Source organism: Viridibacillus sp. d25.2, from assembly GCF_055456015.2.
The window spans coordinates 611182-637165 of record NZ_CM196652.1 but is presented as its reverse complement, the minus strand read 5'-3'; the positions used below and the strand labels follow the sequence as shown (position 1 = coordinate 637165).

18 protein-coding genes and 1 riboswitch are annotated in these 25984 nt (G+C 36.2%); of the genes, 4 read left to right on the top strand and 14 right to left on the bottom strand.

Features of this window, described 5'->3' with window-relative positions:
• Positions 1 to 40: 40 nt before the first annotated feature.
• From ACZLO7_RS03190 to ACZLO7_RS03180, 3 genes are all read right to left on the bottom strand, one after another.
• The gene (locus ACZLO7_RS03190; RefSeq protein WP_464940146.1) at positions 41 to 697 is read right to left on the bottom strand and encodes a nitrous oxide reductase accessory protein NosL; all 657 of its coding nucleotides are present in this window, start codon (positions 695 to 697) and stop codon (positions 41 to 43) included.
• Positions 698 to 885: 188 nt separating this feature from the next.
• Positions 886 to 1713, bottom strand: coding sequence for an NAD(+) synthase (gene nadE, locus ACZLO7_RS03185; protein ID WP_464940147.1), 828 nt, complete (start codon positions 1711 to 1713; stop codon positions 886 to 888).
• Positions 1714 to 1726: 13 nt separating this feature from the next.
• Entirely contained in the window at positions 1727 to 3196 is a 1470-nt protein-coding gene (locus ACZLO7_RS03180; RefSeq protein ID WP_464940148.1) for a nicotinate phosphoribosyltransferase, read from the bottom strand.
• A gap of 419 nt (positions 3197 to 3615) precedes the next feature.
• Here ACZLO7_RS03180 and ACZLO7_RS03175 point away from each other — a divergent pair, with 419 nt between their 5' ends.
• Positions 3616 to 4161: a phosphoribosyltransferase family protein gene (locus ACZLO7_RS03175; RefSeq protein ID WP_464940149.1), complete on the top strand. Its 546-nt coding sequence runs from the start codon at positions 3616 to 3618 to the stop codon at positions 4159 to 4161.
• A gap of 323 nt (positions 4162 to 4484) precedes the next feature.
• Here the strand turns inward: ACZLO7_RS03175 and ACZLO7_RS03170 are convergent, their stop codons facing one another.
• On the bottom strand, positions 4485 to 4976 hold the full coding sequence (locus ACZLO7_RS03170) for a methylated-DNA--[protein]-cysteine S-methyltransferase (RefSeq protein ID WP_464940151.1): 492 nt from the start codon (positions 4974 to 4976) through the stop codon (positions 4485 to 4487).
• A gap of 384 nt (positions 4977 to 5360) precedes the next feature.
• Between ACZLO7_RS03170 and ACZLO7_RS03165 the strand changes: the two genes are divergently transcribed.
• On the top strand, positions 5361 to 6092 hold the full coding sequence (locus tag ACZLO7_RS03165) for an ABC transporter ATP-binding protein (RefSeq protein WP_464940152.1): 732 nt from the start codon (positions 5361 to 5363) through the stop codon (positions 6090 to 6092).
• The gene (locus ACZLO7_RS03160; protein WP_464940153.1) at positions 6089 to 6844 is read left to right on the top strand and encodes an ABC transporter permease; all 756 of its coding nucleotides are present in this window, start codon (positions 6089 to 6091) and stop codon (positions 6842 to 6844) included. The genes ACZLO7_RS03165 and ACZLO7_RS03160 overlap by 4 nt, the downstream gene beginning before the upstream one ends.
• Positions 6845 to 6918: 74 nt before the next feature.
• On the opposite strand, the gene ACZLO7_RS03155 is transcribed toward ACZLO7_RS03160, so the two are convergent.
• The 9 genes from ACZLO7_RS03155 to ACZLO7_RS03115 all read right to left on the bottom strand — a co-directional run bounded on the left by ACZLO7_RS03155 (position 6919) and on the right by ACZLO7_RS03115 (position 20985).
• Entirely contained in the window at positions 6919 to 7473 is a 555-nt protein-coding gene (locus ACZLO7_RS03155; RefSeq protein ID WP_464940154.1) for an NADPH-dependent FMN reductase, read from the bottom strand.
• Positions 7474 to 7689: 216 nt separating this feature from the next.
• Positions 7690 to 9273 (bottom strand): catalase, encoded by a 1584-nt coding sequence (locus ACZLO7_RS03150; protein WP_464940155.1) that lies wholly within the window; start codon positions 9271 to 9273, stop codon positions 7690 to 7692.
• Between the two features lie 705 nt (positions 9274 to 9978).
• Positions 9979 to 10584, bottom strand: coding sequence for a response regulator (locus tag ACZLO7_RS03145; protein ID WP_464940156.1), 606 nt, complete (start codon positions 10582 to 10584; stop codon positions 9979 to 9981).
• Positions 10577 to 11716: a sensor histidine kinase gene (locus tag ACZLO7_RS03140; RefSeq protein WP_464940157.1), complete on the bottom strand. Its 1140-nt coding sequence runs from the start codon at positions 11714 to 11716 to the stop codon at positions 10577 to 10579. Before ACZLO7_RS03140 ends, ACZLO7_RS03145 begins: the two co-directional genes overlap by 8 nt.
• Positions 11717 to 11813: 97 nt before the next feature.
• Positions 11814 to 12866, bottom strand: coding sequence for a Delta(5) desaturase DesA (gene desA / locus ACZLO7_RS03135; RefSeq protein WP_464940158.1), 1053 nt, complete (start codon positions 12864 to 12866; stop codon positions 11814 to 11816).
• Between the two features lie 279 nt (positions 12867 to 13145).
• Positions 13146 to 16580 carry a methionine synthase gene (gene metH / locus ACZLO7_RS03130; RefSeq protein ID WP_464940159.1) on the bottom strand — a complete coding sequence of 1145 codons (3435 nt, stop codon included), beginning with the start codon at positions 16578 to 16580 and terminating at the stop codon, positions 13146 to 13148.
• Entirely contained in the window at positions 16561 to 18420 is a 1860-nt protein-coding gene (locus ACZLO7_RS03125; protein WP_464940160.1) for a bifunctional homocysteine S-methyltransferase/methylenetetrahydrofolate reductase, read from the bottom strand. The genes metH and ACZLO7_RS03125 overlap by 20 nt, the downstream gene beginning before the upstream one ends.
• Before the next feature lie 73 nt (positions 18421 to 18493).
• A riboswitch (SAM riboswitch) is annotated at positions 18494 to 18600 on the bottom strand.
• A 174-nt stretch (positions 18601 to 18774) separates the two neighbouring features.
• Entirely contained in the window at positions 18775 to 19437 is a 663-nt protein-coding gene (locus ACZLO7_RS03120) for a class A sortase (protein ID WP_464940161.1), read from the bottom strand.
• A gap of 159 nt (positions 19438 to 19596) precedes the next feature.
• Entirely contained in the window at positions 19597 to 20985 is a 1389-nt protein-coding gene (locus tag ACZLO7_RS03115; RefSeq protein WP_464940162.1) for a protoporphyrinogen oxidase, read from the bottom strand.
• Between the two features lie 253 nt (positions 20986 to 21238).
• Here ACZLO7_RS03115 and ACZLO7_RS03110 point away from each other — a divergent pair, with 253 nt between their 5' ends.
• The gene (locus ACZLO7_RS03110) at positions 21239 to 23272 is read left to right on the top strand and encodes a Na+/H+ antiporter (RefSeq protein WP_464940163.1); all 2034 of its coding nucleotides are present in this window, start codon (positions 21239 to 21241) and stop codon (positions 23270 to 23272) included.
• 578 nt (positions 23273 to 23850) lie between these two features.
• On the opposite strand, the gene ACZLO7_RS03105 is transcribed toward ACZLO7_RS03110, so the two are convergent.
• On the bottom strand, positions 23851 to 25779 hold the full coding sequence (locus ACZLO7_RS03105) for an acyltransferase family protein (protein WP_464940164.1): 1929 nt from the start codon (positions 25777 to 25779) through the stop codon (positions 23851 to 23853).
• Positions 25780 to 25984: the final 205 nt, after the last annotated feature.

The window sequence follows — 25984 nt, the reverse complement described above, 5'->3', positions numbered from 1 at the left end:
GACAAAAAGGCTAGAGCTTTCCCTAGCCTTTGACGTATTATTAATGGTTATGTTTATCGGAATCCGTCTCAGATTTATCATGTCCGTGAGAACCCATATCCATTTTACTTTCAGAATCCTTATTTTTCATTTTTTCCATTTTCTTTTTATAACGCACGTGTGCTATTTCATCAATTACTGATACATCAACAACCTTTGCACCTTTGTTATCAGTGATAAATGCATCAGCACCTTCTTGATCTTTAAAGAAAGCAAAGCCATAACTCATCGGTGTTTTTATATCCCCTTGGACGATGACAGCATCATCTAATTTCAACCAATCTTTTGATGTAAAATCTCGTACGAATTTATCCATCTTAGCACCATCTACGCGCTCTTGGTTTAACATACAACCAATGTCATCATAAAATGCAGTTGCACCGTCTTTTTTTATACCTTGCACACTAAATGCACCGTAATCATGTGTAGCTTCATATACTTTCATATTGCAGTATTCACAAAGTGAATCCTCAGTTGGTTCTTTCAAACGCTTATCTACTGCATTACTTGCTGTGACCGTAATTTCTTTGTCACTTGTTTCTGTTTCTACAGCTTCTTTCTGTTTCCCTGAATCTGAATTAGATTCCTTGTCACTCTGTCCACATGCAGTCAACACTGCAACAACCAATAATAATAATAACCATGATAGCTTTTTCACTTAACTCTCCCCCTCAATATACCTATGCCTATAACTATATCTAACAAATGTGATGAAAGATAAAAGTTACTGTGAAAATTCCGTAGAATAAGTGTGACAATTTTAATACAATCGTCCATATTTCGGAGAATTTATCAAACAAAAAACCGAATGCACACTCAGGCATTCGGCTCATTCAATCTATTCAATTACTTCCAAAAATCATCATAAACCGTAATCGGTAAATGGCGTTTATGTTGTGAACGTAAATAATGTGCTTCTAATACTTTACGTGCATCTTCAGGAATTTCTTTACCTTCCAAATAATCATCGATTTGGTCATATGTTACACCTAGTGCAACCTCATCAGGTAATGACGGGCGGTCTTCTTCTAAATCCGCTGTTGGTGTTTTTTCGTACAGATGTTTTGGGCATCCAAGTTCTGCAAGTAACGCTCTACCTTGGCGCTTGTTTAAACGGAATATTGGTACAACATCCGCTCCACCATCACCGAATTTAGTGTAAAATCCTGTAATGGCTTCTGCAGCATGGTCTGTCCCTATGACAATACCAGCATTTTTTGCAGCAATTGCAAATTGAACTTTCATACGTTCGCGCGCTTTTTCATTCCCTTTTACAAAATCAGAAAGTACTACTCCCGCATTAGCTAATGCTTGTACACCAGCATCTACAGCTGCTTTAACATTCACAGTATAAACTTTTGTCGGTTGGATAAAATCAATCGCGTCCTGGCAATCCTGTTCATCAGCTTGTATTCCGTATGGAAGACGCACTGCCCAAAAAGAGTATTGCTCTTTACCTACTTGTGCATTCAGTTCATCTACAGCAATTTGTGCCAATTTACCACTCAAAGTGGAATCCTGACCACCAGATATACCTAATACAAAACCTTTTACGAAAGAGTGCTTAAGTGCGTATGCTTTTAGGAAATCTACTGAACGACGAATTTCTTGTTGCACATCAATTATTGGTAATACTTGTAGCTCTTCAATAATTTGTGGTTGTAAATTTGCCATACTACTTATCTCCTTAACCAAGCTGGATTTCTTCGACCATATCTTTAACTTCTTGAATGTTTCGCATTTTATTATCCCAGCATTTTTGGCTTAAATCTACAGGGTATTCCTCTGGATTTAAAGAACGCTTATATTCATCCCATAGTAAGTCTAAATTATTGCTTGCATATTCACGCATTTCTTGGACAGAAGGACTTTCGTAGATTACTTGTCCATTTTCTACTACTTTCGTGTGTAAATTTTTAGCTTCAAAATTAGTGACGAATTTGGAGATGAATGTATGAACCGGATGGAACATTTTAATACGTTCCTCCAATTGCGGCTCTTCATCAACCATCGTAATGTAATCACCTTCAGCTTTACCGTTCTCTCGATCGATGATGCGGTATAACTTTTTCATACCAGGCGTAGACACTTTTTCAGCGTTAGCAGAAATTTTAATAGTATCCTCCATTTGTCCATTTTCTTTTTCAATGGATACTATTTTGTACACTGCACCTAAAGCGGGTTGATCATATGCCGTAATTAATTTTGTACCGATTCCCCATATATCAACCATTGCATTTTGAGCTTTTAAATTCAGTATTGTATATTCATCTAAATCATTTGATACAACGATTTTGACATTCGGGAATCCAGCGTCATCTAACATTTTACGTGCCGCTTTTGATAAAAATGCAATATCACCACTATCTAAACGGATACCCAAAAAGTTAATTTTATCACCAAGTTCTTTTGCTACTTTGATAGCTGTTGGAACTCCTGATTTTAATGTATTATACGTATCAACTAAAAATACACAGTCTTTATGACGTCTTGCATAAGCATGAAATGCCTCGTAATCGTTTTTATAAGCTTGAACAAGTGAGTGAGCATGTGTTCCTGCAACTGGCAAATTAAATAATTTACCTGCACGCACGTTACTTGTCGATTCCAATCCACCTATAATTGCTGCACGTGTACCCCAAATGGCTGCATCCATCTCTTGCGCACGACGTGTACCAAATTCCATAACCACATCATCTTTTACAATTTGCTTAATACGACTAGCTTTTGTTGCAATCAATGTTTGGTAATTGACAATGTTCAGGAGCGCAGTTTCAACTAATTGTGCTTCTACTAAAGGTGCTTCAATTCGAACAATAGGTTCATTACCAAAGACTAATTCACCTTCTAGCATCGAATACACATCTCCGGTAAAACGTATATCACTTAAATACTCAATGAAATCTTCGCTATAACCCAATTCATTTTGCAAGTACGCTAAATCACTTTCACTAAAACGGAAATCACGTAAATAGTCCAGCATTCTTTCTAGACCAGCAAAAATTGCAAAACCGTTACCAAATGGTAATTTTCTAAAATACAGCTCAAACACTGATTTTCTATTATGTATACCATCTGCCCAATAAGATTCTGCCATGTTGATCTGATATAAGTCTGTATGCAGCGCTAAGCTATCATCTGGATATTTCGATTTCATACTTAGTCCCTTCTTCCACCATCGTAATTAGTCATAGTATACACTATTTACCTTCAAACATGTTTTGAAAACGCTATTCTATCTCGTAAACCTTGTATTTTTTCATTAATTCCACTGCAAATTTCTCAATTTTCCCAGTAATCCATAAATTATTAGTTTGAACAATAGTTTTAAAGGTGTTAACATTGTTTTTAAATCGAACAATCCCGTATACTTCCAGTAATGTGTATTGAAAGTATCTAGATAGTCATCTGAATTGCTATATTAAGGAATGTGTCACGTAATTTTTTTGATGATGCGCATTATTACGATTTAAATTATCTGAAAATGCAAAGACTATTAGAGACCTATTTTTATAAGCCATCGGGTATTTTTTGAATTTGTCTCATTAGTCATTTTAAATCGGAGGATTTTATGCAATGAAAAATTATGAATTACATGTCGTAGGTTTAAAGCGCCATTTGCCCATTATTCAAATTAAAGAAAATCTATCCATAGCTAGCTTTGTTTTATTAGGCGATATAGAAATGGTAGATGCAGCAGCTACTGCCCTTGCACAAAAGCTACCTGATGTAGATCTACTCATTACGACAGAAGCAAAAGGAATTCCTTTAGTTTATGAGCTTTCAAAGCGTTTGAAATTACCACGTTATGTCGTAGCACGTAAATCAGTAAAATCCTATATGCTAGAACCACTTATCCATGAAGTGAAATCAATTACGACAGAAGAAAAACAAATCTTATGTCTAGATTTCCAAGACTCAGCTTTTATAAAATATAAACGCGTTGCAATCATTGATGACGTTATTAACACAGGTGAATCTATCAAGATCTTAGAAGAGCTTGTGACAAAAGCCGGTGGTCGAGTAGTTGCAAAAGCTGCTATTTTAGCAGAAGGCGATGCTACTCAACGAAATGACATTATTTTCTTAGAGGAATTGCCACTCTTTCCTCATCCCTTATAAATTTACAATCCGCAGGCCAATTCAATCAATTTTTGGATTGGCTTTTTATTTTATCAAAATAAAATAAGCGCTAATAAAATATTCGATTCTCATTCTAAATTAAATAAAGATTTCAAACTTCCATAGATGACATTTTATTATCCGAAACAATTTAAAACAGACGGAGATTATTAGGAAAATAACTATGATTACCTACAAAATGATGTAAGAGCCTCGCAGGTATTATTATTCTATTTTATGATTAATATATTTATATAGGAAGAAACTCAATTTTTTTGCATCAATTTGGTAATATTTTTTTACATTCTCATTTCCCATATATTTTATTGTTCTAATGCAAGTAGCGCCATTTTCATAGGAATACCGCTACGGAAACCAGTAAGTTTTCCATCCTTCCCGATAACACGATGACATGGTACGATTATCAAAATTGGATTTGCACCAATTGCGGTACCTACAGCTCGAACTGCCTTTGGATTTTTAATTTGATTGGCGATTGCTGAATATGTTGTTGTTTGGCCATAAGGAATTCCCTGTAATGCTTGCCAAACAGATTGTTGAAACTCTGTACCGCCTGTATCAAGAGACATCGTAAATTCCTTATTCTCACCTTTTAAATAATCTATCAACTCTTTTTTATAAGCCTCTAACTTTTCATCCGCCTCTATTAAACTATACTTTTTAAACCTTTTTGCAGTCATAGTCTTTAACTCACCCATACTAATACCTACATAACTAAGTCCATGGTCAGTAGTAGCTATATAAATTTCCCAATCTTCATATTGAAAAGATGTCCAATATATTTCTTTTATCATGCTAACATTGCTCCTTTTTCTTCGACAATAGAGTTTTTATCATTATGCGTAAGAACTTGCCTTTGCTCTTTAGTTGGACATAGTATATTATTTCTCATCATCACATCAACCCTTACTTTTTAGTGTAATTATAATATACCCAATATTTCTGGATTAAAGGACAAATTGGGTATGTAAAAGAGCAACATATAGAAAATCTATTACGAGACCGACAAATAAAGGGATTTAAGATTACGCAAAGCGCTGCTCGGAATGAGAATCATATATTCAATTTTCTATTTTAGGCCTTTATTATATTAATAAATCCCCCCGGAACTAATATAGAGGATTACTCTAGAACTATGGTACATTTATAGTAAAGACTTATATTCAGGAGGCTTACAAATGGATAATGTATATGAGCCGGCCATACATTTTAGCCATGTTGATTTCCAAACTGGTGATACTAAAATAATTAAAGGCGTTACCGGCTCTTTCCCTAGAGGGAAAATCACAACACTCGTTGGCCCGTCTGGTGCAGGTAAAACTACTTTACTAAAAATGTGCAATGGCTTAATCTCACCTACTGCAGGTGAAATTTTTATTCATAACAAACTCATTACTACTTATGATCCAATTGATTTACGCAGAAATGTTGGGATGGCTTTGCAAGCTGCTCCTATGATTAAAGGCACAGTTTTTGAAAATTTGGAGCTTCCGTTAGCATTGCAAAATAAGAAACTACTTGAAGAAGATGCTATCTCATATTTAGAAGATGTGGGTCTGGAACGTTCTTTTTTACATAAAGATGCAGATGAATTATCAGGAGGGCAACGTCAAAAAGTATCAATTGCTAGAACCCTCGTCAATCAATCAGAAATATTGTTATTAGATGAAATTACCTCTGCACTCGACCGCGCTTCAGTCAAGGAAATCGAAGATCTAGTCGACAAAATCAACAAAAAATATAACGTTACGATGATTTGGATTACACATAACCTGGATCAAGCATTGAAAATCGGTCACTTCACTTGGGTTTTAATGGAGGGTAAACTTATTGAGTCCGGTGAAAGTAAGCTATTAGAAGATCCCCAAAATGAACTTGTAAGGCGCTTTGTACAAGGGGTGATTAAATGAGTTATTTAGCGTTATCCTTAACATTGATTTTCGTACTTATTCCTTTAATTTTATCAAAAACTTTAAAACTCGGATTAGAAAAAGATACATTTATTGCAACGATACGCTCCATTATTCAGTTACTTGCTATCGGCTATGTATTAAAATTTGTTTTTGATTCCAATCATTTCATCTATATTTTCTTAATGATTGCTTTGATGATTGGAACTGCTACACTAAATGCGCGTAAAAAAGGGAAGTCCATTGACGGCATTACATGGAAAATCGCCGTCACGTTACTAACTGTTGAAGCATTGACGCAAGCTATTTTACTAGGCTTTCAAATAGTACCTGCAACTGCACAATATATTATTCCAATTAGCGGTATGATAATAGGAAACTCCATGGTATTATCTATTTTATTTTTAAATCGTTTCACAGCTGAAATGCACGCTCATCGCGATCAAGTAGAGCTTATTTTATCATTAGGTGGTACACCAAAACAGGCCATTCACCATCAATTAATTAATGCCATTAAAGCAAGTATGATTCCAACAATAGAGAGTCAAAAAACTATTGGGCTTGTCCAGCTACCAGGCATGATGAGTGGTCAAATCATCGCTGGTGCTGATCCTATTCAGGCAGTACAATTTCAATTACTAATTGTTTTCATCCTGCTTACAACAGCAGCTGTATCGAGCATTTTCCTTGGATTTTTGTCTTATCCAACGTTGTTTAATAGTCGTATGCAAATGTTAAAAGGAAAATTTTAATTAAAAAGCTTCTTCTCTATACGTCCTAGAGAAGAAGCTTTTTTGGCATAATAATGTACTGGGGAGCTATATATTTATTTAGTGTGTTTATCGTAAAAAGAGATGAAGTTATCTACTACTGTATCAAGGAACGCAACTGTACTTTCATCTGTTAATTCACCAGCATCGTCTAATTTCGTGTGGACTGCTCCAATATATACTTCATTACCGGGTAGTAATACTGGCCCTAAAGCTGGGTTGGATAAGATTTCACGTAGATGAATTTGTGCTCGTACACTGCCTAGTACACCCATTGATGAACCTACAATGAATCCCGGTTTATCTTTGATTGTGTAATCACCACCACGTGATAACCAGTCAATTGCATTTTTCAATGCACCTGGAATTGAGTAGTTGTATTCAGGAACAGCAAATAATACAGCATCAGAATCTTTAACATTTGTTTTGAAAGCTGTTGCTCCAACAGGTGGATTATTTTCAATATCAATTGAGAACATTTCAACGTCATTAATTAATACTGGTGTAATATCCAGTTTGTCTGCGTAGCGTTTTTTCATGAAATTTACAAGTTTTAAATTATTTGAAGTTGAGCTAGTTGAACCTATTATTGCTTTTACTTTAATAGTCATTTAATGTCTACTTCCTTTTCTATTTTAAAATTTTGTAACAAGTAAAGCATATACCCTAGGAATAGGAAATTCTAACAATTTGACTCAGTGACAAGAAAACACCTTCCATAGCATGTACAATTCTTTATTAAAGTATTAAAGAATCTTCGGTAATTTTTTTTTTGGGAAGAGGAAAATAGTAAAAAACATGAGATTTGTAAACCTCACGTTTCTTTTTTAATATGGTTCTGCGTCTTGCCCCATATCATTGGCCTTATCAGGTGCTTTATCTCCATCAATATTCGCTAGTGGTCTGTGCGTAGACGAGTGCTTTTTCGAATTTTGTAGCCCTTCTTTTAATCTACGTCCGTAGTCTTCATCAGCTTCCTCTGCCAATGCAATCATTGCCTTTTGAATCTTTTCATCACAACTTGATAAATCACCGATAAGATTTTCTAGAAGCTCATCTTTTTCCCAGTCCTCAAAATTACGATACGTTTCTCCTGCTTGTTTTGTATTACTTTGTCGATCAATGGATTCGTGTACAAGATTACCTTCAATAAATGGAGTATACTCTTTTGCATTTTGCTTAGCTTCTTGCAAGCCACCAAGCATGGATGGCTCATAGTTAACATGCGGATTCTGTCCTGGAGCTAAATCGCGCTTATACAACATTTGACCACCATTTTGGTTTGTAGCTACGCGTTTCTTTGGTGCATTAATTGGGAGTTGTAAATAGTTTGCTCCGACACGATGGCGCTGTGTATCGGAATAAGAAAATGTTCTACCTTGTAACATTTTATCATCAGAGAAATCGAGGCCATCGACTAATACGCCCGTTCCGAATGATACTTGCTCTACTTCCGCAAAGAAATCTTCAGGATTTTTATTTAACACCATTCTTCCTATAGGATGCCAAGGGAATTTATCTTCAGGCCATAGTTTCGTATCGTCTAACGGATCAAAATCGAGTTCTGGATGTTCTCCATCAGACATAATCTGAACATTCAATTCCCACTCAGGATAATCGCCATTTTCAATCGCATCATATAGATCCTGTGTTGCATGGTTAAAATTCTTGGCTTGGATTTCTTCAGCTTCTACTTGCGTCAAATTCTTTATTCCTTGTTTTGGTTCCCAATGATATTTGACCAAAACAGCTTCTCCATCACTATTTACCCATTTATACGTATTCACTCCAGATCCTTGCATCATTCGATAATTTGCAGGGATTCCCCATGGTGAATAGATAAAAGTGACCATATGGAATGTTTCTGGCGAGCTTGCACAAAAATCAAAAAAGCGTTCAACATCTTGTATATTTGTAATTGGATCCGGCTTAAATGCATGAATCATATCAGGAAATTTCATAGCATCGCGAATAAAGAAGATTTTAATATTATTCCCTACTAAATCCCAGTTACCATCTTCGGTATAAAATTTCACTGCAAAACCTCGGGGATCCCGCAAAGTTTCAGGTGAATGATTACCATGAATTACAGTTGAGAATCGAACAAAAACGGGTGTTTGCTTTCCCTTGTCTTGAAAAACTTTTGCTCTTGTATATTTAGAAACAGGATCATTACCTACTGTTCCATACGTTTCAAAATAGCCATGTGCTCCAGCACCACGAGCATGTACTACACGTTCTGGTGTACGCTCCCTATCAAAATGACTCATCTTCTCTAAGAAATCATAATTTTCTAAGGTAGCTGGCCCACGATTACTAACCGTTCTCAAATTTTGATTGTTCGTAATTGGATGCCCTTGTCTGTTGGTAAGAGTGTCTTCCTCTTCAATATGATTATCATTATGCGTCATAAAATAGCCTCCTTGAGTATCTTCTCAATCCATTTTGTCCTGTATTTTATGGAATTAAACATATGTGAGGGATTCTTAATTTCTTATTTGATTTACAAGTTACTCGGGCTCTCATTTGATCTACTCAGCATTTCTTTTATCTCACTCGGGCTCTCATTTAATCTACTCAGCCCTTCTTTTATCTCACTCGAGCTCCCATTTGATCTACTCGCTCCTTTTAATTCACTCGAGCTCTCATTTGATCTACTCACTCTTTCTTTTATCTCACTCAAGCTCCCATTTGATCTACTCAGCATTTCTTTTATCTCACTCGAGCTCTCATTTAACCTACTCGCTCCTTTTAATTCACTCGAGCTCTCATTTGATCTACTCGCTCTTTCTTTTATCTCACTCGGGCTCTCATTTAACCTACTCGCTCCTTTTAATTCACTCGAGCTCTCATTTAACCTACTCGCTCCTTTTAATTCACTCGAGCTCTCATTTGATCTACTCAGCCTTTCTTTTAATTCACTCGAGCTCTCATTTGATCTACTCGCTCTTTCTTTTATCTCACTCGAGCTCTCATTTGATCTACTCAGCCTCGCTCGAGCTCTTATTCGACCTCTTCAACTCTCCTACCCCCACAATTTTTCCAACAAAAAAGCACCTCACAAGGAGATGCTAATAAAATTACAATATAGAAATCATTTAGCCATTTTCATAGCTCTATTTATTCCATCCTTTTTCCTTAAAACGAGCGATTGCTTCAATTCGATTGCTTACTTCTAGTTTGTCTAAGATTGTTGAAATATAGTTTCGCACGGTACCGGGCGAAAGAAAAAGCTCCCCCGCTATTTCCTTCGTCGTTTTACCCTCCGCTACTAGCTCAAGTACTTCGCTTTCGCGTTCTGTGAGCGGATTTTCAATGGCCTCTTCATAGACAATATCGATTAACTCTGGTGCATATAAGCGTCTGCCTTCCATAATTACACGGATAGAATCTACAAGTTCTTCAATAGGGCTGTCTTTTAATAGATAACCACGCACGCCAGCTTTACGTGCACGCTCAAAATATCCAGGACGAGCAAAAGTTGTTAGGATGATAATCTTACAAGGATGATTTTGTAATTCTTCAGCGGCATCTAATCCAGTTTTCAAGGGCATTTCAATATCCATAATACAAATATCAGGATTATGCTCCTCGACAAGCGTGACAGCTTCTGCGCCATTTTTGCCAATGCCGACTACTTCCATATCATCTTCCATATTGAGTAAAGATTTCATAGCACCAAGAAGCATACCTTGGTCTTCAGCTATGACGATTTTAATCATGTTGGTCACTTCCCTTTTGATGTGTGATGACGACTGGTACAGTAATATTAAGCACTGTGCCATTTTGTTCAGTAATTTGCAGATTGCCGTTGACGAATTCTAATCGTTCTCGCATACCATTTAGGCCATTACCGTCTGATTTTACTTTTTTTGTTGATAGACCCACGCCATTATCTGCAATGATAATCTGTAATTCATTTTTATTTTGGACGAAAGTAATTTCACATCTCGTTCCATCACTATGTTTTACTATATTATTAACAGCTTCCTTTAAACACATGCTTAGTACATTTTCTACAATTGTTGGAATCTTATCGAAGCTAGGATTTCCTACAATAGTTAACTCCATTTCGGCAGCATCTATTATTTGCTGAATGCGGATAAGTTCATCTCGTAACTTCACAGTACGCATATCTGCGACAAGTTCACGTACTTCCTTCAAAGCAATGCTTGCTGTTTGGCGAATATCTTTTAATTCTATCACTGCTGCTTGCGGATCTTTTTCCACTAAACGTGCTGCCAAATCACTTTTCAAACCAATCATTGAAAGCTTTTGTCCAAGCGTATCATGCAAATCGCGCGCAATACGCTGGCGCTCTTCATAAACGCTAAGTTCAGAAATACGTTCTTTTGCAGACTCTAGTTGTCCTTCAAGCTTTTCACGCCTATTCCAGTTATATAAATTAAACGGTAATAGGACCGTTCCAATAACCGAAATAATGACAAAGTGAATTTGAGGAAGAAACAAATCAATTTCAATGAAAAATCCTGCTACTATCGCGCCAATTGTAAAAGCGATATGTAATCCATACATAATGTAAAACCCTACCGTATTACGGATATTCCCGATAAAAAACGCAGTAAATAATGACAGATACACATAACCAAAAAGTAATGTCATAGCAACATTGATTAGCATTTCAAAGGAAACCCACATATACACGAGTCCATTTTGTGATTTATGTGAAAAACGATACGAAATAAAATATAATAATAAAATTGAAATTCCTATCGCTATTTCTAAAAACGAAGATGAGCTAAATATGAAAAAGAACGGTAGCAAACAGAAAATGACCCAAGCATAAATACTTAGCCAAGGGCTTTTAGGGAAAATACTAAACCAACTCAGCATAAATTCATTCACCGTCCCATCTATTTGCCCCTATTATATCAAATGTCATCCAAACAAAAACAGTCATCTCCGTTTAAAGAAATGACCGTTTTCATACTTAGCTTGCTTTTTTCATAGTAACATCTGGATCTTTTGACAAGCGATCATGTTCATCTACTAACCTTTGTACAGATTTAAAAGTCACAAAGGCTTTATGTGATGGATCATATAATTTATAACGCAATGATTCAAAACTCGTTTTGATAGTTATTGTTGTTGCTCTTTGAAGTGGTGGCACTTTTTCATGCGCTTCTTCTAACAAGTAATTAGGTACTCGTGGTGCTAAATGATGCACGTGATGGAAACCAATATTGCCCGTTACCCATTGTAAAACAAGTGGCAATTTATAATATGAACTTCCTTCAATTGCAGCTTTTACATAATCCCACTCAGACTCTTCTTCAAAATATGAGTCTTCAAATGTATGTTGAATGTAGAACAACCAAATTCCTAGTGAACCTGCTACAAACATCGTAGTACCTTGGACGGCTAAAAATGCAGCCCATCCGACAGTCATTACAAGCGTAGTTGCTAATGCTAAGATAATAATATTTGATAGATACGTATTCATACGTTCTTTTCGTTTTGCATCCTTGCGATTAAAACGACTTGAAATTAAAACTAAATAAAGTGGTCCCAATCCGAACATTACAAGCGGGTTACGGTAAGCACGATATTTGAAACGTTCCATTTTTGATGCTGCAATGTATTCATCGATTGTCATTACCCAAACGTCGCCAACACCACGTTTGTCTAAGTTTGAGCTTGTTGCATGGTGAATAGCATGTTCACGTTTCCATTTTTCATAAGAAAACAATGTTAATACTCCTGTCAATGTACCAACAATATCTGTTGCTTTTTTATTTTTAAAAAATGAACCGTGAGTACAATCATGGAATATAATGAATGTACGAACTACAAATCCTGCTGCGATAACACTCAATCCAACTGATGCCCATACAGATACAGGGAATAACAGATAGGCTGCTGTCCATAAACTGATTAGTGGCAATAAAGTATTAACCAATTGCATAATACTTTTCTTCAAATGAGACTTAGCGAACGGTGCAACGTCCTTACGTAATTGCTTCGTCTTTTCTATATTATTCATGTGATGTCCCTCACTTTTCTTCGCTTTAGATATTCTCATCTTAAAACTTATTGAAAAGTGATAGTAGATATAGTTGTCATGATTAACATATGACATCTGTCATATAGCAAGTCTTAATACTTGGTAATAAATCTAATATACATTTGATAATACTTACTTTGTTGAACATCTATCATTAAACCAAAGTAATGGATTTTCTTTATTACACTTTAAATGACACATAAATTTATCTAAAATAAATGCAGAAAGCGAGACGGTATAAAACCATCACGCTTTTTCTTATTCTACATTGAAATATCGTGCATCAGGATGCGCAAAAACAATTGCTGAAACGGATGCTTCTGGCGACATCATAAATTCCTCTGTAAGATGTACACCTATATCTTCTGGCTTGATCAAACCAAATAGCTTCGATTGATCTTCTAAATTTGGACACGCTGGATAGCCAAATGAGAAACGCTGTCCTTGATATTTTGCCGCAAAACGATCGCGCATTGTGAAATCGGTGGCATCTGGGAATCCCCATTGGTCCCTTATTTCTTGGTGGATACGTTCTGCAAAACCTTCAGCTAACTCGAGAGCTGTCGCTTGTAATGCATGACTTTCAAGGAATTTCCCTTGCTCCTTCAAACGTGCCGCTGCTTCACGTACGCCATGACCCGCCGTTACTTGCATGAAAGCAACATAATCCATTTCACCACTATCAACTGTTTTCAAGAAATCAGCTAGACATAAGTATGGTGTCTTATTTTGACGTGGGAAAGTAAAGCGCTCAATAATGGTTTTACTATCTGCTGGATCATAAATGATAACATCATCGCCGTCTGCTTGTGCAGGGAAAAACTGATACATACCTGATGGATTCAACATACCTGATTCCAAAAATTCTGTAACTAATTCGTATAATTCAACTGCTCGGGATTCGCCTTTTTCAAGCATTTCATCGCTATAACCTCTTAAACCCAAGTGATGGCCAATTAATGTTCGCATATTCACATATGGATACAGATGTGATACAGAATAGTCCTTTAAAACGTGGCGTCGTAAATCAGCTGGTACAAAAACAGGTGCATCTGAACGCACTGTTTTAACAGGTTTTTCAGCTATAGCAATAGCTGGTCTTGCAGCACGTTTTGCCTCCGAAGCTATACGTTTTTCAATTGCGTTTTCTAATTCATCTAGTAATTCACCTTTATCGACACTTTGCAGTCTATTAGCTAGCTCAAGCCCATGCATCGCATCTTTTGCATACATAACTGGACCATCATATTCTGCTGCAATTTTTGTTTCTGTAAAACGTCTTGATAACGCCGCTCCACCTACGAGCATCGGTGTAATGATACCCGCATCCTTGAAATCTTGCGCCGTAATAACCATTTGCTGAGCTGATTTTACGAGTAATCCAGATAAACCAACGATATCTGGATGTTCTTTTTTAATAACTTCAATCAGTGCTTGTGGTGTAACTTTAATACCGACATCAATTACCTTATAACCATTATTACTTAGAATAATATCGACAAGGTTTTTTCCGATATCATGTACATCTCCTTTAACAGTTGCTAAAATAACTTTCCCTTTACCAGTGTCATTTTCATTTTTCTCCATGAACTGTTCTAGGAAAGAGACAGATGCTTTCATAACCCCTGCACTTTGTAATACTTCTGCTACAATTAACTGGTTATCATTGAATAGACGTCCAACCTCAGCCATCCCCGTCATCAATGGTCCATTAATAATTTCTAACGGTGAATCGTACATATTCATAGCAGCTTCTAAGTCAGGAATTAGTCCTTCTTTTGTACCTTCAATAATGTAATAAGCCAGTCGCTCTGGTACTGTTTTCGGAATATCATCTTCGGTCTTTTCTTTCTTTTTGTCACGGTAGAAATCGGTGAAATCAGCAAGTGTTTTATCATTTGTTTTATAGATTAAATCATTTGCTAAGTTAATTTCGGCCTCTGGAATTGAAGCATAGCGCTCCAATTTCTCGGTATTTACAATTGCGTAATCTAATCCAGCTTGTGTACAGTGGTATAAATACACAGCATTTAATACTTCACGCCCAACAGGAGGTAAACCAAACGATACATTACTAACACCTAAAATAGTTAGTACACGTGGCATTTTTTCCTTAATTAAGCGAATACCTTCAATCGTTTCTTCAGCTGCACCTATATATTGTTCATCTCCAGTGCCTACTGGGAATACAAGAGGATCGAAAATTATATCTTCTGGTGCAATTCCCCATTTGTTAACTAGTAAATCATATGAACGTTCAGCAACTTTCAATTTACTATGGCGGTCAACAGCCATCCCTTTTTCATCGATTGTTCCGATGACGATAGATGCACCGTATTTCTTTACGATGGGCAAAACCGCATCATAACGTTCTTCACCGTCCTCTAAATTGATAGAGTTAATGATTGCTTTACCTTGGGAATATTTCAGTGCTTCTTCTATTACTTTTTCATCCGTCGAATCGATTACAAGAGGAACTTTAACTTTCTTCACTACCTCTGTCATGAAGTTTTTCATATCGTCAAGTTCATCACGGTCTGGGTTTGCTAAGCAAATATCCATGACGTGCGCACCATTTTTTACTTGGGCACGTGCAATTTCAGCCGCTTCTTCAAATTTACCTTCTATAATTAGACGCTTAAATTTGCGTGAACCAATAACATTTGTACGTTCTCCTACAAACAACGGGCGCATTGAATCATCATAAACAAGCGGTTCAATTCCTGCGACGACATGCCCATGTTCCGTTTCGGGCATTTGGCGAGGCTGCTTATTTTCCACCACTTTACGAATTGCTTTAATATGATTTGGTGTCGTACCACAACAACCCCCTACGATATTTAACCAACCTTTATCTGCAAAACCTTCAAGCTTTTTAGACAGTGATTCCGGAGTCTCATGATAATGCCCTTCTTCATCTGGTAAACCAGCATTCGGATAACAACTTACATAGCTTGTTGCTAATTCTGAAAGCGAACGTAAATGATCCGTCATAAATTCAGGTCCTGTTGCACAGTTCAACCCAACTGATAAAGGATTAATATGTTCAATTGAAATATAAAACGCCTCAATACTTTGCCCTGCCAGAGTTGTTCCCATCGGTTCGATTGTCCCTGAAATCATCACTGGAAGTTCCTTATCTAGTTCTTCAAATGCTTGTTTAATACCTAAAGTGCCCGCCTTAACATTCAGCATATCTTGACTTGTTTCAAGTAATAATAAGTCCGCTCCACCTTCGATTAATGCCTTTGCTTGCACATAAAAGTCATGCAATAGCTCATCAAAAGTAATACCCCCAGTCACTGAAAGGGTTTTAGTCGTCGGTCCCATTGCGCCAGCAACATAACGTGGCCATTCAGGGGTTGATAATTCATCTGCTACTTTTTTAGCGATCTGTACTGCTAATAAGTTGATTTCATCTGCTTGATCACCAAGTGCATATTCATTTAATACAACAGGTGTTCCACCAAATGTATTTGTACTAATAATATCTGAACCGGCCTCTAAATAAGCACGGTGTACATTTTCAATCACGTCAGGTCGTGTAATATTCAAATATTCATTACAGCCATCATATTCATCTCCACCAAAATCCTCAGGTGTTAAATTAGCGTTTTGGAGCATAGTTCCCATCGCACCGTCTAAAATAAGAATATGTTGTTGGAGTCGTTCTTTAATTGGTTGTTTTAGCATAGTTGTGATCTCCTACTTTCTGTTTGTCTAGCTCTTGAATATAATGAATCAATTCCACCGACATGTCGTAACGAGTGAATGGTGTAATAATATAAATGCCGTTGAATAACTCTGCAGCTGTATCGATTAATTCCTTAGCAATCGCAATACCTTCTGCAGTTGCAAGGTTTTTATCGTCACCTGTTGCACGCATTCTCTCAAGTACTTCATCAGAGAGCTTAATACCTGGAACTTCATGATGTAAAAACTCTGAATTTCGGATACCGGTTAATGGCATGATTCCTAAGAAAATAGGGGTTTCTAAATGTTTCGTAGCTTCATAGATTTCTATTATTTTTTCTTTTGTATATACAGGTTGTGTGATGAAATAATCTGCTCCGCACTCAATTTTCTTTTCTAATCGTTTTACAGCTCTGTCAAGCACTCGAACGTTAGGATTAAATGCAGCTGCAATAGAAAAATTAGCCTTTTTGCGAAGGGGTTTACCAGAAAATGATATCCCTTCATTCAATTGTTTAATTAACTGAAGTAACTCTAAGCTTGAAACATCATAAACACTAGTTGCACCTGGGAAATCACCTACTTTCGTAGGGTCTCCAGTAACTGCAAGAATCTCATTAATGCCCAATGCATCTAGGCCCATTAAATGTGATTGTAAGCCGATTAGATTACGATCACGACAAGTAATATGGGCGAGGGAACGAATATTATTTTGCATTTTCAAAATAGAGCCCATTGCCATGTTGCTAATACGAGGTGATGCTAACGAATTATCAGCCATAGTGACAGCATCAACCCCTGTTGCATTGAGTATTTGCGCACCTTCTATAAAGGCAGCAGTATCAAGATGGCGAGGTGTATCAAGCTCTACGATAATTGTACGTTCCTTTTTCGCCTTTTCATGAAGTGGCACATGATGATCTGGTGTCGCCTCTTTAATCTCAATTACTTTTTTCTTTTTTACAATTTTATTTTCAATTGGTGGTAGGTCAGCAATACGTTTTTTAACCGCTTCAATATGCTTCGGCGTCGTACCACAGCACCCACCGATTAAGCGAACACCTTGGTCACGTAGTAAAACACCTGCACGACCAAAATAATCAGCCTCTGATTCATAAACAATTTTGCCATCTTCTACATCTAGTAGACTTGCATTTGGATACGCAGATAAGAGTGCCTTTGATGGTAATTCAACATCTTCAAACGCTTGGATTGTATGGTGGGGGCCTAAACGGCAGTTTACTCCAATAATATCTGCACCCAAAGCTTCTAATTGGTGTAGTGCATCATTTAATAGTAAGCCATTTTGTAAAATTCCTGGCTCGTGCATGGATACTTGCGAGATGATTGGTATATCTGTTACTTTGCGCAAATGCTTCACTACTGATGAAAGCTCTTCAAAATCATAGTATGTCTCAAGTAATAAACCGTCTGGATTACCCGATAGTAGATACCCAACCTGCTCATCAAGTGCAGCTATAATCTCATCTAGTGTCGCTTCACTTTTACGAATACCGCGAATACCACCAATTGTCCCTAAGACGAATTGTCCTCCAGGTGCCGCAGCACGTTTTGCAATTGCGATTGCCGATTCATTAAACTCTTTTACTGAACTCTCTAAACCATAACGTTCTAATTTAATGGCATTCGCTGTATATGTATTAGTCTGAATAATGTCAGCGCCAGCTTTAATATATTGTTGGTGAATATTTTCAATCACTTCAGGTTTAGTGATATTCAATTCCTCATAACAATAATCGATTCCGTAAGAATATAATAGAGTGCCCATCGCACCGTCAGCCGTTAAAACTTGTGTTTGCAGTTTTTCAAGTAATCCCATTAAAATCTCTTCCTTTCTACATAAAAAAGCCTTCTTATAAATAAGAAGGCTTGACGATAACGATGTTCGCTCCTTCTTATCTTTTCGGACAATCAGTAAATCCGCTGGAGTTAGCACCTGACCAAATGGCTGGTTGCTGAAGCTTCAAAGGGCCAGTCCCTCAGCTTCTCTTGATAAGAAATATTTATTTAATTGTTAGAATAATTAAAAGAATCATAACCCTTGAAATGAATATCGTCAAGTGGATTTTCGCAATTGTAGAAAAAATCAGTATTATACGTATATATTAGCTTCAAAACAAAAAAAGAGGACTTTTGAAGACCTAATATTAAAAGATTGATCTTTCTTTCATTGCTATTTATTTGCAAAAATTTCATTACTTTCTGCTTTATCATAATCCTTCGTTTCAACCAGTTTACCTTGAATGATCATGCGTTTAGAGCCATCATAATTACATGTGACAAGAGTGATCATTTTGTCATTTGTATCATCAATAACATCAATTTGCTCCGGTTGTACAATATGCATTTTTTCAATTTTATATTCATAGATTTTTTTAAAGTCAGTCAAATAAACTTGCATACCTTCCTCTGCATTTGTAAGAGGGCTAAAAAGTGCCTTCCCATTATTCATATTATGTCCAGCTAGCGCATAGTTAGCCTTCCCCATCTTTTGATCTGGTTTCATCGTACCTGCACCAACTGCTAGGTTTGTATTCGACACACCATATAAAACGGGCAATCGCATATTCACTTGAGGTACACTAATAGCTCCAATGGCATTTAGTTTCTTTTGATTGAATTGTGCCTTTACAACATCTTTGACATTTAAATCAGCTACTTGCTCAAAATCAAATGACGTATCTGGATTTTTCATAGCCATCTCTATGTCTTGTTGTTCAATCGTTGCTTTTGACATATTCGAGATGAAATAACCCATGATAGGTCGATAGAAAATAAATACTAAACCGATTACTAGGAAGAGAATACCTAAAATCAAACTTCCCTTTTTCCTCATGTTATCCACCTTCTTTTTACTCATTCATTTTATAGTAACAATTCATTTAGTATTTTCAAGCAGTTTTCCAGTTTGTCATAAACTTATAATTTGTGCAAAAAGAAAGAGCTAAAGAAATTGTTATTTCTAATAGCTCTTTCCCACTAAACTGATTATTCTTTACTGTATTTTATTTAGTATCGATTCTGCTGTTTCTTTTCCATTTTTAATACAAGAGCCAATACCTACACCGTAATAAGAGCAACCTGCAAGTACTACATTTTCATATGAAGAAGCCATTTTAGTTGATAAAGTTTCTACTGTTTTTGCATGTCCAAGATGGTAAACTGGCATTAAATCATTCCACTTTGTCACCTCTACAACATTAGGCTCTGCTTCTATTTTCAGGCTTTTTGCAATATCCTCTAATGCAATTTTAGTTAATTCTTCTTTACTTAAATGCTTCATCTCTGCAAAAGCTGGGTTTGAATTTTTATAAAATAATCGTACAAGTAATTTGCCGTCTTTTGAAGTATGACTCCATTTACGACTTGTCCATGTACAAGCATTACATTTTACATTACTATTTTCAGACACGATAAATCCTGTACCGTCTGCAGGTAATTGGCTATCAGGAATGTTAAAACCTAAATAAATGGTAATTAGTGATGCATTGCTAAATTCGTTGAAGTCCTCGTCCAATTTTGGATCCTGTAATAGCTTTTGAGTTACATCATGGGGTGTTGTTAACACGACAAAATCAGCTTCAATTGCTTCATGATTATCAAATGTCAGTCTATATTTATCGCCATTTTTTTTGATATGATTTGTTGAAATGCCTTTTAGTATTGTAACGTCTGTTAACTTCTCCTCAAAACGATTAAATAATGAAGATAAACCATTTTTAAAAGAGATAAATTTTTTATTTGCCGCTTTTTGAAATTCCTCTTTATGTGCGCCAAACCCCTTAATAATACTTCCATACTGCTCTTTATAATCGAGTAGATAAGGTAATGTCGATGCCATTGTCAACGTATCTAATTTCCCTGAATAGACCCCCGATAACACTGGAGCAATTTGCTTTTCAACAAGCTCTTTTCCTAAGAAATACTCTAAAAAAGAACCAATTGAACTGTCCTTTGTAAAATGCTCATTCGACAATTCTAAATCTTTTAGCGCCTCTTGCTTTCCTTCTGCCGAAACTAACGTACTACTTTCAAGAGACTCTACACTTGTAGGAATGCCAAAAACGCTGTCTGCCGGAATCGCGTGCAATGTATTATTTGTGTAAATATACGAAATTCCTGTACCATTATATACAAGGTCATCTTGTAACCCTAAGTCTTCTACTAAAGGCATAACACTTGCATGGCGAGCAACAATGGAATCTGCCCCCGTCTCCAAAATAAAGCCCTCACGTTCTACTGAAAGCATTTTACCGCCTAAGTAATCATTCTTTTCAACTAACACTAAATTTATATCTAAGCCTTTATTTACTTTTTCCTTTTGCAAATAAAGCATAGTAGAAAGGCCTGTTATACCGCCACCGACTACAGCAACTGTTTTCAATATCTTCACTCCTCACAAAGGATTCTGTCTTATTTAAAATGTTTGTAGCTCTAGTATAAACTTTCATTTTCAAAACTGTCATGATATCCATCACATATTCATGTACATATTTTGAACGTTTACAGCTTTGTCAAATTTAACATGAACTTTTCATTCATAATCATGATATTTTATACAACACATTTATTTCTGTAAAAGAGCAATGAATAAATACTTACTTTTATATCGATACTTTTTTTGAAGGGAGCTTATTATGGATTTATTAATTACAATACTTCTACTATTAGTTTGCTTATTGTTGTCGAATGTAATTGGACATTATATTCCATTTATACCTACAGCACTAATTCAAATAGCACTTGGTGTTCTACTAGCTATATTCGCTAATGAGATGACACTTCAGCTTGAATCCGAATGGTTTTTATTACTTTTTGTTGCTCCACTTTTGTATAATGATGGGCGTAATTTCCCTAGAGAAGAACTATGGAAAATGCGTGCTCCAATTCTCGGGAATGCTATTATATTAGTTCTTCTAACGACGCTCGGTGGCGGCTACTTTATTCATTGGTTAATTCCAGAGATACCACTTGCTGCTGCATTTGCACTTGCAGCTATTTTATCACCAACTGATCCTGTAGCAGTAAACGGTATTGCAAAGCGTATTCAAATACCGGAGAAGATTTTAAATCTTGTTCGTGGTGAATCACTTATCAATGATGCTTCTGGTTTAGTTGCTTTCAAATTCGCTGTGGCAGCTGTTGTGACAGGTTATTTTTCAATTAAGGAAGCTTTTTTTGAGTTTTCGTATACATTTCTAGCTGGAGCTATTCTTGGTCTAATTTTAGGTATCATTATTACACAACTGCGCTTTACACTTAGAAAAAAGGGCATTCATGATGTCGTTTTTCATTCACTATTACAACTATTAACACCTTTTATCATTTATTTCATTGCAGAGGATGTCTTCCATGCATCCGGAGTTATTGCTGTTGTTGTAGGAGGAATTGTACACGCACTTGTAAAAGATCATACGGAGACTTTAATTGCAGAGGAACAACTAATTACTGAAAATACTTGGTCTATAGTACTGTTCATTTTAAACGGGGTCGTCTTCCTATTACTTGGATTGAATATTCCACTTTCTATGACAGAAACGCTAGAAAATCCATCTATGAATAACTGGCAAATTATCGGCTACTCTATTGCGATTGGTTTCGTTATTTTAGGTATTCGCTTCATTTGGTCTTATGCCTTTTCTCACTACGAGTATAAAAAAGACTCTATTCAAGAAATTGAAAAGCCTAGTCTGAAAACGAGTCTACTGACGAGCTTAACAGGTGTACGCGGTGCTGTAACGATGGCAGGGGTCTTATCCCTTCCTTTACTAGTTGATAATGGCGATTTATTTCCAGAGCGCTCGTTGATTTTATTTTTAGCATCTAGTGTTATTTTATTTACTTTGCTGATTGCTACAATTTTCTTACCGCTATTAATTGATGAAGAAGAAATTCTAGAAATGCGAGAAGGTAAACTTACATTCAATGAAGCCAAAAGACGTTTGCTGCTTACTTCAGTGCGCAAAATCAATACAGTGATGACTGAAGAAAATCAAACTGTCGCTTTTGAATTAATAGACGAATATAAAATGATGTTTAATCAAATTGATGTAGAGCTTAATGCGGAAAAGTTAGCTTCTAAAGAACGAAAGAATCAAATAAAGAAACTGCGTTTAATTGGTTTAAGAGCAGAAAAGGACTATATAGAAAAGACTCAAAAGGAGCAAAACTTAGACCCTGATATTTACTCTGCATGCCAAGCTGCTTTTAAAGAACGCGAAAAGAATATTAATAATCCAAATCGTCCTAAAGTAATCTCCATTCTCTATAGAATTTTACTTCACTGGCGAAGTACCCGGAAAAGATATAGTCTAAATAAAGAAAGACGCTTTGAGTATTTCCGTCAAAAGAAAGAATTACGTATGCGTGCTCTTGGAGCAGGTATGGATGCTTTAGAACAACAAGCTGAATCAGAAGAAAATCCTGATCTTGCAAATACTATTATTTACGAATATCGCAAAATTATGGACAGAATGAAGCAATCCGTCACTCATAATTCTGAACGCCATGATGAAATTAAAGAAGAATTACGAGCTCTTTTAATTGAAACTGAACGTTTAGAAATCCAAAAGATGTACGAAGCCGGTGAGATTGACCGAGCAGAAGAAAAAGAACTACGCCGCTTTGTAAATTATATTGAGAGCATATCGTTGTATGAAGTAGTGGAATAGAAAAATGCTCCTTTTTTATAGGAGCGTTTTAGACGTGAACAATTAGATAAGACCGTTGATTTCCGCTACGGGGGGCGCTTTCCGCGGGCGGGCGTCAAGTCGCTTCGTCGCTATGCTCCTGCAGGGTCTTGGACTGTTCCGCTTTTCCCGCAGGAGTCGCCACCTCCGCTCCAATCAACTTTACACGCAATATACAAATCTTTTGAGGTGATAGAAAATAATAATAATAATAAAATCCTCACAGAGATTAAATTGAAATGATTGCTTTGGATTCAATAGTTTCTCAAGAACATCTTATGGGAAAAATGAGGATGCGGTGGAAACTTTAAGAGGTCTAAAAAAAGTGTCCTTACAGAGATGCTTACTGGCTGTGAATTTAAAGAAACTTGGCAATTGTACTTGGAAAAGTTCAAAATCGGAGTACAAGGTAACACTCAAAGAGTATTTTATCTATAACAGAGGATCTTCAATACTTAAAATATATAAAAATAACAAAAGACATTCAGGATGTGAACATTCTGAATGTCTTTTGTTGACATACTGAAACGCTCCTTTTTTAAAAGGGGCGTTTTTCATTATTATTGATTGTTCACAGAATTCGCTATAGCTTCACGTACAAGTGTAGCATAAAATTTTCCGCCCTTTTCATTTGGGTGAATCTTGTCAGGATAAAAAATGTCTTTATTATTATTTGTTTCACTATACCAATCTACTAATGTTACATTACTATTTTTTTCGGCAGCTTTACTTAATTTTTTATTAACCCCGTCTTGCCAATCCCTTGGCAACCTTGTATTCATTAAGTAAATTGTACGGTCCTTGCCAATAGCTTTTAATAATGTATCTAATTGTGCTGTACTAAAATCACCATTAGAGCCAAGACCTATTACAACAACATGTCCAAGTTTTCCTTGGCCTTTCAAGTTAGCAACAACCTTCGAAGCATCATATACTTGACGCCCTATTTGTGCGTCAACGACTATCTGAGGTATCTTCTTCTGTAACTCCGTAGCAGCACTTAACATAACCGAATCACCAATTGCACTAACCGTTACTTCGTTTGGTATTCCATGAGCCTTATTAGCCTTTTCCTTTTCTAAAGCTTCAACGTGTTCTTTTGCAGCTTCAGTTTTCGCCTTCGCTTCTTCACGTCGCTCTTCTTCCTCTTGCATCATTTTCTCTTCATTAGCTTTCTCTGCTGCTCTATTCTGTTCTTGCTGTACTTTTTCTAGTTTTTTTTGTTCTGCTATTAAATGGTTTTCCAATTGTTGGCTCGCAGACTGCTTATCTGGCGTGAAAATCATCCCCATGATGAAAATAATCATTACACATCCAGCTATTGCTGAGCCTATACGATAAGGTATATCCCACTGAGTCCACGCCCAAGACCATTCTTTTGATTGAAATTTATTTAGCCAAACTCGCCATTGTCCTCTACGAATTGGGTCCTCCACATATCGCCAAGATAAACCAGCAAAAAGAAACGTTAGGACAATAATTATCAACAATTTAGTAAAACCAATTGCCTCATTTCCAACCCCTGCCCCCATTAAAACAATGATTGGGAAATGCCAAATATAGATACCGTAAGAGCGAGCTCCTATCCAAATAAGTGGCTTAAAGCTAAATAGATTACCTATATAACTTGCCGGGTGTACTATAACTGCGATTAAAATAGCAGTCACAACTGAAGCTAGTAACATACCGCCCATATATAAAAATGAACCTGTCTCATCCATCGTCATCATCATCAATACTAATAAAGCTACGCTAATGCTTCCTACAATATTTAGAAGTTTTTCAGCATCCTTCGTGACATTTTTAGCAAGTTTCCTACTAGGCCACACAAACGCCAACGCGGCCCCTATTAAAACCGAAAATGCACGAGTATCCGTACCATAATAAACACGACTTGGATCGACACCCGGTTCATACATTACGAACATTAAAATAGCAGATACAAGCGCCGCTATGAAAATACCTAACGCAAGGGTTCCTCTATTCTTAACTAACTTTAAACCCATCATAATAATAATTGGCCAAACTATGTAAAATTGCTCCTCGACTGCCAGTGACCACATATGTTGCAATGGTGATGGCGGAGCAAACGACGTAAAATACGAATGATCCTGCGCTATGTAAAACCAATTGCTAAAATATAATGCAGCAGCTACAATTTCTGAACGTAACCCTATTAATAGTTCCCCTTGGAAAAGAGTAATCCATGTTCCGACTAAGATTAACATTATAAGCAATGCGGGAATTAACCGTCTAAATCGCCGAATCCAAAACCCTTTCAAATCAATCTTACCTGTCTTATCCCATTCGCTCACTAGTAAATCTGTTATTAAATAACCTGACAAAACAAAGAAAATGGTTACACCTAAGTATCCACCATCTACTGATTTAAAATGTAGATGATATAAAATGACCGCCAACACCGACAAAGCCCTTAGTCCGTCCAAACCACTTATATATCTGCGATTACCTTTCACTGGCTTTGGCATTACACTACCCCCTAATACGCAACACTTTTATCTATTTATATTTGACGAATTAATCAAAAGAATAGTTTTTAAAATATAGTTTTTTCTTCAAAAAAAATAAAAATTATTTATTAATTAAATGATGTTACTTCTATACTGCTTCTAGCATTTTATAGTAAACTCTCTATTTATTCATAAATATAACTACTTAATTTTTAAAAGTACT

What these genes read in the sequence shown, in the direction of transcription:
- nadE (WP_464940147.1), bottom strand. Translation starts at nt 1,713, where the DNA reads ATGGCAAATTTACAACCACAAATTATTGAAGAGCTACAAGTATTACCA.
- ACZLO7_RS03180 (WP_464940148.1), bottom strand. Translation starts at nt 3,196, where the DNA reads ATGAAATCGAAATATCCAGATGATAGCTTAGCGCTGCATACAGACTTA.
- ACZLO7_RS03175 (WP_464940149.1), top strand. Translation starts at nt 3,616, where the DNA reads ATGAAAAATTATGAATTACATGTCGTAGGTTTAAAGCGCCATTTGCCC.
- ACZLO7_RS03170 (WP_464940151.1), bottom strand. Translation starts at nt 4,976, where the DNA reads ATGATAAAAGAAATATATTGGACATCTTTTCAATATGAAGATTGGGAA.
- ACZLO7_RS03165 (WP_464940152.1), top strand. Translation starts at nt 5,361, where the DNA reads ATGGATAATGTATATGAGCCGGCCATACATTTTAGCCATGTTGATTTC.
- ACZLO7_RS03160 (WP_464940153.1), top strand. Translation starts at nt 6,089, where the DNA reads ATGAGTTATTTAGCGTTATCCTTAACATTGATTTTCGTACTTATTCCT.
- ACZLO7_RS03155 (WP_464940154.1), bottom strand. Translation starts at nt 7,473, where the DNA reads ATGACTATTAAAGTAAAAGCAATAATAGGTTCAACTAGCTCAACTTCA.
- ACZLO7_RS03150 (WP_464940155.1), bottom strand. Translation starts at nt 9,273, where the DNA reads ATGACGCATAATGATAATCATATTGAAGAGGAAGACACTCTTACCAAC.
- ACZLO7_RS03145 (WP_464940156.1), bottom strand. Translation starts at nt 10,584, where the DNA reads ATGATTAAAATCGTCATAGCTGAAGACCAAGGTATGCTTCTTGGTGCT.
- ACZLO7_RS03140 (WP_464940157.1), bottom strand. Translation starts at nt 11,716, where the DNA reads ATGCTGAGTTGGTTTAGTATTTTCCCTAAAAGCCCTTGGCTAAGTATT.
- desA (WP_464940158.1), bottom strand. Translation starts at nt 12,866, where the DNA reads ATGAATAATATAGAAAAGACGAAGCAATTACGTAAGGACGTTGCACCG.
- metH (WP_464940159.1), bottom strand. Translation starts at nt 16,580, where the DNA reads ATGCTAAAACAACCAATTAAAGAACGACTCCAACAACATATTCTTATT.
- ACZLO7_RS03125 (WP_464940160.1), bottom strand. Translation starts at nt 18,420, where the DNA reads ATGGGATTACTTGAAAAACTGCAAACACAAGTTTTAACGGCTGACGGT.
- ACZLO7_RS03120 (WP_464940161.1), bottom strand. Translation starts at nt 19,437, where the DNA reads ATGAGGAAAAAGGGAAGTTTGATTTTAGGTATTCTCTTCCTAGTAATC.
- ACZLO7_RS03110 (WP_464940163.1), top strand. Translation starts at nt 21,239, where the DNA reads ATGGATTTATTAATTACAATACTTCTACTATTAGTTTGCTTATTGTTG.
- ACZLO7_RS03105 (WP_464940164.1), bottom strand. Translation starts at nt 25,779, where the DNA reads ATGCCAAAGCCAGTGAAAGGTAATCGCAGATATATAAGTGGTTTGGAC.